Source organism: Emergencia timonensis, assembly GCF_900086585.1.
Classification (GTDB): Bacteria; Bacillota; Clostridia; order Peptostreptococcales; family Anaerovoracaceae; genus Senimuribacter; species Senimuribacter timonensis.
Genome location: NZ_FLKM01000009.1, coordinates 1,238,584 through 1,250,707, shown reverse-complemented (window position 1 = coordinate 1,250,707; position 12,124 = coordinate 1,238,584). Strand labels below are relative to the sequence as shown.

Sequence of the window (12,124 nt, the reverse complement as noted above, 5' to 3'; positions counted from 1 at the left end):
CATTCCTAGTTCGTCTGCTTGGCTATGACAATCAGTCGCATGCTGCCTGCATCGTAAGGGTTTCTATCATAATCACCATATATTTCGATGTCTGTGAATCCGGCTTGAGATAACAACCTTTGATAGTCATTGTCTAATAAAATACGATATACAATATCATATTGATTTTCTTCCATACGCTGCAAACTGTGATACAAATCTATGATATGGATAGTCTGAAAACGGTCATCGTGCGCCTTCACAAATATCCTCGAGAAATCCTCTCGATTTATGACGACTTCAATAGGAGGTAATGACAAGGTGTAATCCGTTGTTCCCGATGTAAATATCAGCAGGCCGTTCTCCTTCAACCTGTTTTTCATCGATCGAATTGCCAACAGCAGATCTTCATCCGTATGTAAATGAGGTAACGATGTAGTTAAGCATACAATTGCATCAAAGCGGTCATCAAACTCCTTTTCTAAATAACGAAAGTCACACTGCTTCAATGGTATTTCATACCCACGCGCAGACAAATTCTTTTCTGCCATTTTCAGCATGGATTGAGAGTAATCAGACCCCCAAACCTGGTATCCCAACTGCGATAACATATATACATGCTGCCCTGTTCCGCAGGCACAGTCTAAGACTGTCTTGACATTGTGTTCATTGAACAACCTACTGAAAAAATTCTTCTCATCTCCTAAATAATTTTCAATAGAACCAAATTCATCATAATCGAATGCGAATTTTTCATAAGTATCTTTCATGCTTTTCTAATCCCTTTCCTTTTATCAATCTGCTCAGAAAACTGGAATTATAAATGAAACTCTGTTATTACTATCTCATTTCCATCAAGATCGTTTAAGCGAACTTCATAAGTTCCCCACTCATACCTTATGGCTTCTGACAGGGCAACCCCTTTTTTCTTCAAGCCTTCCATCGTTACATCGAGATTATCTGTTTGAAAAACAAATGATTGATGTCCCGTCGGCTGTACATCAAACACTTTACAATCCCATATACAAAGAGTTGGTGCGTCTTCTAAAAAGCCAAGATAAACCCCATTTGATTCATCCACATCTGTCTTAATAAAGGGTATTTCTAATACCTCTCTATAGAAATCTATCAGTTCTTTCGCTCGTTCAGAAAAAATATTTGTACAATAATATCCCGTTATCATCTTCTCACCTCATCTGATTCTAATTTGATCATTTTCTATTAGAGTAAATAATTGTTTTCCCGATTTGCAGCAAAAAACTCTATCAGCTTGTATGTTGCATATCCTCCAGCAACCAATGGTTCACCATCGCAAAGTTCCTTAGCTTCCTCGCGGCTTTCCACCTTCAAGATGTACATGCCTGCCACCCCCGGATATCCTTTAAACACTCCGCATATTTCCAGCTTACCCTCGTCATCTAATTTTCTTATGTTCGCAACATGTTCTTCAACCACTTTTTTTGTGATTCTATTGTAGGTCTTGCTCTTCTCAATCATCATCATGTACATCGATTTTTCCATATTCAAATCTCCTCCAAAATTTCCAGTTTGTTGATTTCCCATTCTCTTCCTATGGCATCCTTTACCAAGAAGCTAAACTTTAAACAGTTCAATAAATGAGAAGTCGTCCTAAAATTTATTAATCTTTCCTATCCAAAAGAATCTATATGGATATACGGATTAAATTCGTTTCGCAATCTCCAAAGCGATATAGAATTTATCCAAATTGTGATTGGCATCGTTGAAACTTTCCACCTCGTACTTCTCTTCCGATAACACATCCCCGGTTACAAGAAAATCATATAAAGCAAAGCCATAGTAATCACAAACGGACTGTACTCCTGCCAGTTCCATTTCCACCGCAATACAGCCTTCTTTCTGTCGCATAGCAACCTGCCCTGCTGTTTCACGCAAAAATGCATCTGTAGTCCATACCCTTCCTTTCACATAAGGGAAATGCCGTTCCTCAAAAATAGCGGCGATCTTTTCGTGGTTTTGAATCTCAATGTAATCACTTGGCGGCGCATAATGATAGGACATGCCTTCGTCTCTGTATGCCTCTGTCGGAACAACAAATTTCCCTTGAGTTTTTTCTTTATTGAGACTTCCTGCCGAGCCAAACATGATAAACTTCTCAGCGCCAGTCAGCCAGTTTGCCTCAATACAATACTCAGATGTCCCTGTAGAGCCGATTGCAGATAAATAGAAGGCAATTTCCTTTCCTTTGTAGCTGAATTTATAAATTGGAACAGCTCCATTTGGTGCATTGATTTCCGTGATTTTTGAGCATAAAAAAGTAGTCAGAACTGTCTCGTAGATTTCAATGGAAAAAATGATGATGCAGGTATCGAGCATCTTTTTCTTCTCCCCATAAAAATCCTTCAATGTAAATACAGGCTCAGTTATGTTGTCAAATGAATCCGTAATCATACGCTTATATCCTTTCTGATTCAATGGGCATCCGTTTTACTGACTCAACCCAATAAATCCTAATTTTCCAGTTTAACTTTCGTCATGAACCACTTCTAGTCCGTATTTATTTATCACTAAGAAGTAACAAAAACCTATTAAAGTTCCAACTATACCATATATTGCATCTAGGATATCCGTTGTGTTCATAAAACCCATTACTGTTTCGCATATAACATTTGCAATAATAATGAACAAGCCCAATAATATTATTTTATTAAATGTCTTTTCTTGCAAAATCCAAGGAAAGCCAACACCTAAATAGAACACCAAACTTAATGCAAAATTTGAAATATGAGAATTTATTTCAGCATTAATAACTACTATGCCACTATTAAAGGCATTCATCCAACGTATGAATGCTAGTATAGCAGCAAATAAAATCAAACAATTATATACAATTTTAGTTACTTTTTTGGGCTTTAATTTATCGTTCATTATCTCTCTTTGCTCCCTCAACCAATTTTAATTTATCCTGCTTCGCTTTCTCCGTTAAATGCATGCTTCCCAAACAGACCCATTCAGCAAAATATTCATAGTCGCCACCAAATGATTTCTTCCCGCTTTTTTTCTACAAAACCGCAGCGCTGCAAGATGTGTTGTGAGGCAAACCCGTCAATGTCCGTTTCCGCGATGATATGGGACACATTTACTTGTTATAAAGCTCACTTGCACATGGCCTGCACCGCTTCTGTCATATACCCATTGTGCTCGAAATCTTTTCCCAGCCCATAGCCGATTTCAACTTCTTGAGCCTCATTGGGAATATCCTTAAAATCGGCAGAGCCAATAACAACTCGATCGCTTTTGCGAACCAAAAACTATGCCACAAATAATCGTTTGGATTTTTTCTGTTTTTTCTAATTGTCCTTTTACGATTTCGAGAAGGCGTATCACATCAATCCGCTTGCTTTTTTCGGTTAAATTTACGAAATAGCATTTTTAATCCATCAAAAACAATGCCATATAACAGATAGGATCAGACACCAGAAGGTAAATGACTTCATTATTTTTTTCAATGTAAACCCTCCGTCTAATACAAAAGCCTGCTGTGCGCCTTATCCGCCAAAGCTGTAGCAAGCCTGATCGCTACTTCCGGTTTGGCCTTCTTTTGATTGCCAGCAATTGAAGGAAATCGTCGAACATGGAGGTATCGACCGGCTCGAACATGACCCATTTTCCATCGTGGTAGGTTTTGGCTTCATCATAAACCACTTGGACTTCTTTCGAAAGTTTCTCTCTGACTGCTTCCACTTTTGCTCTCTCATCTTTTCCAAAGATAATCATAAATCCTACGCAATGTTCTCTTGCATACAGCCCGCATAACGTTTTTCCGCCCCTGCGGTATTTGTATTCGTAAGTCCACGCCTTGCCGCCTTTGTTCCAAAGACACTCCATATCGTACTTTTCATCAATGGCAGTACACAATTTCTGCCAGACATCATATAAATCTTGTCCGACTAACGTCGTCATCTCATCTGCGGTAGGTATTTTCTCAAGCATCATAAACGCTCCTTTCTTAACTTATGAAAGCAAAAAGACACATACTCTTTCACTGATATCTCTTTGCTGTGCACGAATCCAACTACAACAAATACAACTTCTGCAACGGTAAGGTAACAATCCTTCAGATCAAAAACAAAAAGGTCTTTTATCTGCAGATAATCTAAGCTGCCTCCCCAAAACAGTTTATCGATCAAACTGCATAAGCAGCCTGCAATTCCACAAATCATGATTACTTTTATCGAAACCCCCGTCTGCTTTCTCTTCGATTTATATAATAAATATCCCGATAAAAAAACAAAGAGAAGAATCAAATTTAATAAAATGGTCACCACTGGATTTGCAAAGATCTCGATATAGTTTCCAGCCCACGATAGCTTCGTGTTTAACTGCGGGCTAAACTTTACTAAATTCTTTAGTATATAAAATTGTTCCTCCATATATGCTAGATGAATCACCATTTTAATTATCTGATCCGCCAACATCAGACATAGGACAGGGATTATTAAGGATTTAAACTTTTGGATATCAACACCTCCTGTTTAACTCGTTCATCATAAGGTATTCTTCTTCATTTTCATCGACGATCTGAAACCCAAGTCGCTGATACATTCTGACCGCATCGTTGGCTTTTTGCACGGAAAGAGAGACGCCGCTCTCACCTTTCTCTTTTAAGAGGGTAAGCATTGATTCCATCAAAGCGGTTCCGATGCCATGTCCCCGATAAGGCTTATAAAGGGCAATCGCAAGGGACGGCGTATCCGCATCAATGTGGCCGTAGTCGTTCATGACCCGAACCCAGACGGCTCCTATCACTTTGCTGTCCACCTCTGCTGCTAAGGCGTAGTCTGCTCGTCTTGTCCCAAAGTGTTCCACATAGACCTGCAGTTCGGGGCTTTCTATGATGGATCTGGGCGGCGCTTCTACCCCCTGCGGAATGTATATCGCTTCATACAGGAAATCACTGAGCAAAGGATATTCTGTTTTTTTCATTTCTCGTATCATATAATCCATGTTACCCTCTGTGAATATACATTCTTGTCATATCAGGTTCCCCATCTCCCTGTACCATGCAAAGGAATTTCCATCCATATCTTTCATAAAAAGAACTGTGATCGGTTATAAGGTATAATGTATCAATGCCGTGCGCTTTCATATCTGCACACACATATTTTAGCAAAGCACCGGCAATCCCGCTGCAGCGCTTATCTTCCTCTGTATAAACAGCACAAACATTTGGGGTAAGGTCTTTTCTGTCGTGAAAATCATTCTCAATGACCCCCAGCCCGCCGATAATTCGCCTGTCATCCATTGCCACATACCACTGAGGAACGGCTTTCCTTTTAGCCAGACATTCCTCCATGCTTTCTGCATATGCTTCTAAAGGTATTCCCCATTTTTCGTGGAACCACTGTGCTGCCTGCTCTTTTATTTCAGGATTGTCCAAAAGGCGTATGATCTCATAGTCGTTCATCGTTTTTTCCATGACATAGTTTGTAAGCATAATCCCCTGTCGTTCCGCTTGCTGTTCTTTGATCACCCTATAGCCTCTTTTTTCAAAAAACGGCCTTGCTGTAATAGACGCATGAGTAATAATATTTTCAGTAACTGCCTGCTCCAATACATCACAAATAGCCGTGGCAATGCCTTTTTGTTGGTGATCCCTATGAACATACAAGCGATCGAGATAGCCACATTTATCTATATCGCCAAAGCCAACTATCACTTTATTCTCAACTGCAACTACAGTGTGATGCGCTTGAAAAGTTTGATTCCATTTTTTCAAATCCACCTTGCCTGTTGCCCATGCAGCTAATTGTTCTTCTGTATAATCTTTTGCATTCACTGTATGAACTGTATGATAGAACAGCTCTGCCAACTCTGCACAATCCGTCTCTCGGTATTCTCTAATCATCATTTCTCTGTCTTTATATCAAAACCACTCATACTTTTTAACAAACTGCGAAATCAGTAACTTCTTTTCCCTGGCCTGCTGTTGTTCCCAGCTGTTTTCGCCGTATTAAGTATTCTCCCATTCTTATTCTTTGTTGATCGTTTCTCACTTCTCTTTTTTGCTTTAGAGTTATTCTATCAGATTATTTGTCTCCTTGCCATAGATTATCTGAGATAAACGGCAAAATTCACAATATCATTGCTGCATCAAAAAAACTGCAAATCTCTGTCATCAAGACTTACAGCTTAATATCAGTTATTTTTCAGATCACATAATTGGTCAGTTTGCCTATTTGAGGGATTTCAACCGTGACACAGTCGCCCGGTTTCATGAACTTGGGTTCCTTCATGCCCAGGGCAACGCCTGACGGTGTGCCTGTGGCGATGATATCTCCCGGTTCCAACGTCGTGCCAGCAGAAAGGTCTGCAATGATGCCCGGAATGTCATTGAGAAACAGCGCCGTGTTGGAATGCTGCCGTTCTTCTCCGTTCACAGAACTGATGACATCCACCTCGATTGGAAACGGCATTTCATCCCTGGTCACTATGACAGGACCCATAGCGGAAAAGGTATCAAGCCCTTTGCCCCGCGACCACTGCTGATGATCCCGCTGCAGAGTGCGAGCCGAGATATCATTGAAGACAGAGTAACCGAAGATCACATCCTCTGCCTCTTCACGGGTTACATCCTTACACTTCTTGCCGATGATCACGGCAAGTTCCACCTCGTAGTCCAGTTCTTCATCCAAATCCATACGGCTAACGATATCTGCTCCCGGTCCGATGATCTCCACTGCCCGCTTTGAGAAATAGATGGACTTTGGCGGTTTTTGAAAATTTTCATCTCCCAGCCACCGCTTCGTCTCTTCCAGATGTTCTTTGTAATTGACGCCCACGCAGAGGATATCGTGAATCGGTCTGGTAATGGGAGCCAGCAGCTTCACTTGTGCCAGGGGAATGCCCTTATGGTCAGCATCGCCGTCCAGCGTTTCCCTGACCGCATCGAGGTCCGCATTAGAAACACCGTCGATAAACTCTATCATGGTTTTGCTGCTTGTCCCCAGCAGAATCTTTGACAGTTCCAACACCTTCGCCCCATCCTCTGTCAATACGCCAAGGAACGTCTTTTCTCCATATTTATATGTAAGAAATCTCATACTTCTGCTCCTTTCTCGTCATGCATTACCGCTCAAAAGTCACCTTGTAGGCACCCAGCAACTCTTCTGGCGGAATCCCCATGGCTTCAGTGACTGGCTTTGTCCACGAAAATGCACAGTCACAGTATTCTTTACGTGAAGTGATTTTTTCAGATGGGACGAAAGTCGTCTTCTCCTCTTCAATATAGAAACAACCGTCATTGTCGCCTTCGGCCGGACAGCCGCCTTCGATACCCACGCCGGTAAATTCTATGTTCAGAAAATCAGTTCGAAATATCCTTGTCAAACCTTTGGTCTTCCCTTCGGCTCCTGGCGTCGGTTCACCAAAGTGCTTGTCTTCGTCGGCATAGTCGATCTCTGTGCATGGGCTTTCCCATACGTTCAGATTGAGCCAGCCCCTTTTACCTTGAGATGCTGCCGGCGTGTTGTGTTCGATCCTCACATAAGTTCCTTTGCTTTCGTCGTGTATGATTTCTATGTTGATTCGCAGAACAGGACGAAGGGACGAATAACCCTGACCCAGTAATGCTTTGATCTTTTCGTGATCTGCTCTGTATGCCATTACAAACTGTTCTATCTCCATGAAAAACCTCCTTATGCTTCTTATTACAAACTCACTGGTAAATTCTCCTTTATCATACAGTTGGCAATCTATTATCATTCATCCCAGCGCATCTATCTCCTGCTGCAGGGTTTCAAAGAATAGCCCCGCATGGTAGCCGTCGCAAACAGCGTGGATGACGTTGAGGTTTACTGGCAGCAGGATATGTTCTCCTGCTCGTTCATATTTTCCCATAGTTATGACCGGGAAAAACTGCAGACCTCCGCCGACGATCCTGCTGTTGAAGCTTGTAAACGTAGTCCACGGCGCAGCGGAAACGCAGTAGAAATTTTCAGGCTGATCCTTCCGCGCTTTAATGCCTTTTACATCCTTATATTTTTCCATGTCAGAAGTGATGTTTTGATAGAATGTTTCAAAATCTTCGTCATAGTCCGTCCAGCAGTCGGAGAAGGTCTTATCGTCGTCGTGAAAAATCGTATAGTTTGGCACTACATGATCCCAGATGCACAAATTGCCCTCTTTATCCTGAAACATCTTAAAATTGTCAATGCTGTTTACGGTCTTTGACACCAGATAAAGCAGCGACGCATAGAACTTTTTTCCGTTTTGATGACAGTAGTCCAGCAGTTTTTCCACCTTGATGTTGGCAGTCATATTATATTGAACTTTGAGTATTTTTGTGTAATACTCAAAATGCTCTCGGCGAGTCCAGTTCTCCACATCTATTTTTTTCCACGTACTCATTATCTTCCCCTTTCAGATTGATTAGCCGATTCCGCCAAAATTGCCCCTGCAATCAGAGCGATGAGGGCCAGCGGAACAAATATAAATTTTCCCATGATTACAAACCACGGTTCAATGGGTTTGCCTGCACCTTCATTGACCGCTTTTTCGGAATACTCTTTTCCTGCCACGTAGAAGAACATGATGCCCGCCAACATACCGTTAAATACATTTACCAGGTAGATGAACATCAGCCCCGGTCCTGCGGTATCCAGCGCCGCTCTGCCTACTGACATCGCTGGGATGATGGCCAAAGCCGCCAACATAGAAGCAATAGTATCAAATACAGCGATGTTCTTCGCTGATTTCACCACGTTTTCGTTTTCGCCCAGGTAGGAACCATAAATCACTGTTCCGTTGCCCGCGATAGAAAGTGGCAGAACGCCTGTCCAAAGGCGAAGATTCAAAACTCCGGTTTCAGCAGACCCTTTGGGTTCAGTGTAAATATGTATTTGTAGCCGTCTCCTGCGCCTGGCAGGGTGAAGATATAGATTCCCAGCAAAATAAACAGTCCAAATAATGCAGCCATCATCACTTCGTTCACCTTTTCCATAACACCTGCAACGCCAAAGGCCATGATTGCAAGGGTCACGGCTACTGAAACAATCAGCCACAGGTTATTTCCCCATGCGGAGGCAGTGGAACCGATCAAAATGACAAAGAGAAAATATGGCAGTATGTACGCTTTAAATTAAATAAAATATATAGCTGCTTACTATTATACAGATTAAGAAGTGGCTGTGCAATTGTTTTTCTTTACCGTTTAGTTATCAAACCACGTTTCCCCATAATCTTTCTGCCAATCTACAGAGAGTGGCTAATCCTCCACCATATTGCTTATGTTCTCTTTTACACTTCACAGCGAACTAGAACTGCGCGTAAAACAGTTCTTTTGTCCGTTGGTAAAATGCTTTTCCCGCCTCGCGGCTAAACTCCTCCAGCAGCAATTGATATATGGCCTGCAGGTTCGTAATCCCTCGGGTATTTGCTGTAACCCTGCAATACGTTCTCGATCTTTCTCAATTGAAAATCTGCATATGTTTCTCTCTTCACCGCACTTGCAATTGACTGAAAATCCTTGTCCTGGCTCACTAAATACACGATTGCTTCTTCCGCTATTGCTGTAAAACGGCCTGCCCGCACTGCTATGGCAAAATCAACAGCATTTTTCCCCGCAGGGATAGGGAAAAAAGCGAGCAGCCGCCGCAGTCCTTTCCCTCACCTTTTTCTGATTCTGTTGTGCTACATAATAAATGTTCTTTTTTGATCAGTTATATATTAATCAATATAAAAGACTGCGTACTGATGAATCCTTCCCATATCAGTACGCAGTCTCAGCGCCAGTTTCTCTATATTTTCTTTACAATACGCAGAGATTCTCCTGGATTTAAAGTCACTTTAATTGTATATTCCCTTTGCTCTTCTCCGTCATTTACAAGTTGTTCCTCAAAGGTTTCTCTGTCTGCAGAGTATGCGATCGTTACATTTCTTCCAGCTATTTCCTTTTGTCTCATATAACTGAGCACATTCTCTAATTCTTGCAGTTTCAGCGGTTCAACCACATAATGAAATCGCTGATTCTTGTTTGCGGCGCGAAATTTAGATGGTGAACAACCCAGGAATTTTAAGAACACCTTATTATAATAGGTCGTCGATGAAAACCCACTGGTTTCCGCAATATATGATAGTGTCTTATCTGTATCGATCAGTTGAATGACTACATTGATCGTCCGATAGTAATTGATGATTTCGCTGCAGGTTTTCTTCAAGTTAAGAGAAAACTCCCTGGAAAGGTAAGGCGCACTGAGGTATACATTTTGAGCAATATTTCCTAAAGAAAACTTTTTCTCTATATTTTTAAACATATAGATACTGATATCTTTGAATCGTTCTCCGCTCTCGGTTTTATCCGCAAACATATATTCCACTACGTTGAAATTAGGCCAGATAAACTCTAAGATATCTCTTGCCATTTTTTCAATCGTAATCGAGTTTTCTCCTTCTTCCCCTGCTGTCAGCATCGCAAGAAATTTGCGTTTCAGCAGATCAATCTGCTCTTTACTTGCTTTTACTCCAAAAAAGTTCCCTTCATTGCAGTTATAAAGGACGTATTCAAAGTCATCTCGAATGGAATCCACAAAGATTCTTTCAAAATAGAGAAACCATAATCTGCATTCGTCTGCCACAGCCTCTAACTTCACAGGCTCCTTTACATTTATAATCTCAATCTGTCCTTCTGTCAGCATTGTCGTGTTTCCTACTGTAGTAAATTTTAACTCGCCCTCGATGATCATGATAATTGCCAACCCTTGCAGAACATGAAAAGGCGTACTTTTTATGCTTAAACAGCCAAACTTACATATGTCGTAATACTCTTTCACCATCTTCTTGCTCCTTCAAGTATACATCTATCATCAAATAGAACGATTCTATTTTAGCATACTACGATAGAAATTCAAATACAATCAACTTGCCTTCGTCTGCACCAATTTCTACCATGCCAACTCTTTCATGTATGCCTTCAGCAACCGATATCCGTCCGCAGACCGCCTAATATCTGTAAATTCTTCTGGAGAATGGCTAATCCCATCCTTACTCGGCAAAAATATCATATTAGATTTAAAATATCTTGCAAACAACTGAGAGTCATGCCCAGCCCCACTATCGATCAGCATATAGGCATACTTTTCTTCATCGGCAATCTTCTGCATGATGGCGATTCCCTCATCGTCCATTCTGATCGGATCATCCTTTACCAAATATTCAATTCCAATTTTAATTTTCTCCCCATTGGCCGCTTTCAGATAAGCGATCAGTGCTTCCGCCTCTTCCAACAGCGATTGGTCAACAGACCTGATATCAAAGGTGATTTTCATAGCGCCTGGAATGACATTTGCTTCCCCCGGTTCCAAGCTCATGCTGCCAAAGGTGCAGACAACGCGATCCTCCTTTGCGTCTGCCCACTTTGACATTTTGGATATCAACTCTGCCGCAACCGGTACGGGATCGTTCCTAATGCTCATGGGGGTCGTTCCTGCATGATTCTGATGACCCTCAAAATAGAGATATCCCTGATGTACTCCGACAATGGATGTTACGATACCCAGGTCCTTTTTTTGATATTCGAGAACATTTCCCTGTTCAATATGCAATTCTACCGTCCTTAGGATGTCGCTTCTTTTTTGGGGCAAAACCCCTTCTTTATAATAGCCTGCTCCTTCCATTGCCTCCTTCACAGTTATTCCATCATCATCCTTCTCATTCAAATCCTTTTCGCTCAACTCTCCGGTAATCCCTGAGCTTCCGATAAATCCTGTAGGAAATCTGGAAGCCTCCTCTTCACAGAACGCGGCGACTTCTACGGTTTTCTCCGGCCGTCCATATTTTTGGTACAGCGCACTGATACCTTCTATCGCCGTAATGACGCCCAGCGCTCCATCATATTTTCCGCCATTTTTTACGGTATCTCTGTGGGAGCCGGTCAAAATCACTTCCTCTTTCTTTCCTGCTATCCTGCCGAAAAGATTCCCCACTTCATCAAAATAAGTACAAAACCCTTTCTCTTCCATCCACGCTTTCAGAAGCTCCGTCCCTTTTTGATCTTCGGGCGTATATGACGCCCTCCAACTGATTCCATCCTTCTCTGCTGTCTTCGAAAGTTCCTCAATCGCATTCTCTATCCAGGTGAGTTCTTTTTCTATATCCATCTTCTATTCAT

General features: G+C 41.6%; 18 protein-coding genes. All 18 read right to left on the bottom strand.

What is annotated here, in order from left to right:
* Positions 1-5: 5 nt before the first annotated feature.
* The 18 genes from BN6539_RS16860 to BN6539_RS16780 all read right to left on the bottom strand — a co-directional run bounded on the left by BN6539_RS16860 (position 6) and on the right by BN6539_RS16780 (position 12,113).
* Positions 6-749, bottom strand: a complete 744-nt coding sequence (locus tag BN6539_RS16860; protein WP_067541128.1) for a class I SAM-dependent methyltransferase — start codon at positions 747-749, stop codon at positions 6-8.
* A gap of 47 nt (positions 750-796) precedes the next feature.
* On the bottom strand, positions 797-1,162 hold the full coding sequence (locus BN6539_RS16855) for a VOC family protein (RefSeq protein WP_067541126.1): 366 nt from the start codon (positions 1,160-1,162) through the stop codon (positions 797-799).
* 38 nt (positions 1,163-1,200) lie between these two features.
* Positions 1,201-1,500, bottom strand: a complete 300-nt coding sequence (locus tag BN6539_RS16850; RefSeq protein WP_067541124.1) for a YciI family protein — start codon at positions 1,498-1,500, stop codon at positions 1,201-1,203.
* A gap of 159 nt (positions 1,501-1,659) precedes the next feature.
* Positions 1,660-2,409, bottom strand: coding sequence for a nucleoside phosphorylase (locus BN6539_RS16845; protein WP_067541122.1), 750 nt, complete (start codon positions 2,407-2,409; stop codon positions 1,660-1,662).
* Positions 2,410-2,481: 72 nt separating this feature from the next.
* Positions 2,482-2,886: a hypothetical protein gene (locus BN6539_RS16840; protein WP_067541117.1), complete on the bottom strand. Its 405-nt coding sequence runs from the start codon at positions 2,884-2,886 to the stop codon at positions 2,482-2,484.
* A 227-nt stretch (positions 2,887-3,113) separates the two neighbouring features.
* Entirely contained in the window at positions 3,114-3,266 is a 153-nt protein-coding gene (locus BN6539_RS23025) for a GNAT family N-acetyltransferase (protein WP_242869429.1), read from the bottom strand.
* Positions 3,267-3,537: 271 nt separating this feature from the next.
* Positions 3,538-3,954 (bottom strand): DUF3788 domain-containing protein, encoded by a 417-nt coding sequence (locus BN6539_RS16835; protein ID WP_330385103.1) that lies wholly within the window; start codon positions 3,952-3,954, stop codon positions 3,538-3,540.
* Positions 3,951-4,436 carry a signal peptidase II gene (locus tag BN6539_RS16830; RefSeq protein WP_067541115.1) on the bottom strand — a complete coding sequence of 162 codons (486 nt, stop codon included), beginning with the start codon at positions 4,434-4,436 and terminating at the stop codon, positions 3,951-3,953. The genes BN6539_RS16835 and BN6539_RS16830 overlap by 4 nt, the downstream gene beginning before the upstream one ends.
* A gap of 43 nt (positions 4,437-4,479) precedes the next feature.
* The gene (locus BN6539_RS16825) at positions 4,480-4,944 is read right to left on the bottom strand and encodes a GNAT family N-acetyltransferase (RefSeq protein ID WP_330385102.1); all 465 of its coding nucleotides are present in this window, start codon (positions 4,942-4,944) and stop codon (positions 4,480-4,482) included.
* A 22-nt stretch (positions 4,945-4,966) separates the two neighbouring features.
* Positions 4,967-5,869: a GNAT family N-acetyltransferase gene (locus BN6539_RS23135; RefSeq protein ID WP_082907575.1), complete on the bottom strand. Its 903-nt coding sequence runs from the start codon at positions 5,867-5,869 to the stop codon at positions 4,967-4,969.
* 298 nt (positions 5,870-6,167) lie between these two features.
* Positions 6,168-7,061: a fumarylacetoacetate hydrolase family protein gene (locus tag BN6539_RS16810; RefSeq protein WP_067541111.1), complete on the bottom strand. Its 894-nt coding sequence runs from the start codon at positions 7,059-7,061 to the stop codon at positions 6,168-6,170.
* 25 nt (positions 7,062-7,086) lie between these two features.
* Positions 7,087-7,644: a hypothetical protein gene (locus BN6539_RS16805; protein WP_067541110.1), complete on the bottom strand. Its 558-nt coding sequence runs from the start codon at positions 7,642-7,644 to the stop codon at positions 7,087-7,089.
* A 78-nt stretch (positions 7,645-7,722) separates the two neighbouring features.
* On the bottom strand, positions 7,723-8,367 hold the full coding sequence (locus tag BN6539_RS16800; protein ID WP_067541108.1) for a chloramphenicol acetyltransferase: 645 nt from the start codon (positions 8,365-8,367) through the stop codon (positions 7,723-7,725).
* On the bottom strand, positions 8,367-8,813 hold the full coding sequence (locus BN6539_RS16795) for a hypothetical protein (RefSeq protein ID WP_067541106.1): 447 nt from the start codon (positions 8,811-8,813) through the stop codon (positions 8,367-8,369). The genes BN6539_RS16800 and BN6539_RS16795 overlap by 1 nt, the downstream gene beginning before the upstream one ends.
* Complete coding sequence (locus tag BN6539_RS23245) at positions 8,810-9,058, bottom strand: hypothetical protein (protein ID WP_067541103.1); 249 nt, start codon at positions 9,056-9,058, stop codon at positions 8,810-8,812. The genes BN6539_RS16795 and BN6539_RS23245 overlap by 4 nt, the downstream gene beginning before the upstream one ends.
* A 275-nt stretch (positions 9,059-9,333) precedes the next feature.
* Entirely contained in the window at positions 9,334-9,507 is a 174-nt protein-coding gene (locus BN6539_RS22460) for a hypothetical protein (protein WP_156524186.1), read from the bottom strand.
* Positions 9,508-9,755: 248 nt separating this feature from the next.
* Positions 9,756-10,790 (bottom strand): AraC family transcriptional regulator, encoded by a 1,035-nt coding sequence (locus tag BN6539_RS16785; RefSeq protein ID WP_067541101.1) that lies wholly within the window; start codon positions 10,788-10,790, stop codon positions 9,756-9,758.
* A 108-nt stretch (positions 10,791-10,898) separates the two neighbouring features.
* Positions 10,899-12,113, bottom strand: coding sequence for a M20 family metallo-hydrolase (locus BN6539_RS16780; RefSeq protein WP_067541099.1), 1,215 nt, complete (start codon positions 12,111-12,113; stop codon positions 10,899-10,901).
* Positions 12,114-12,124: the final 11 nt, after the last annotated feature.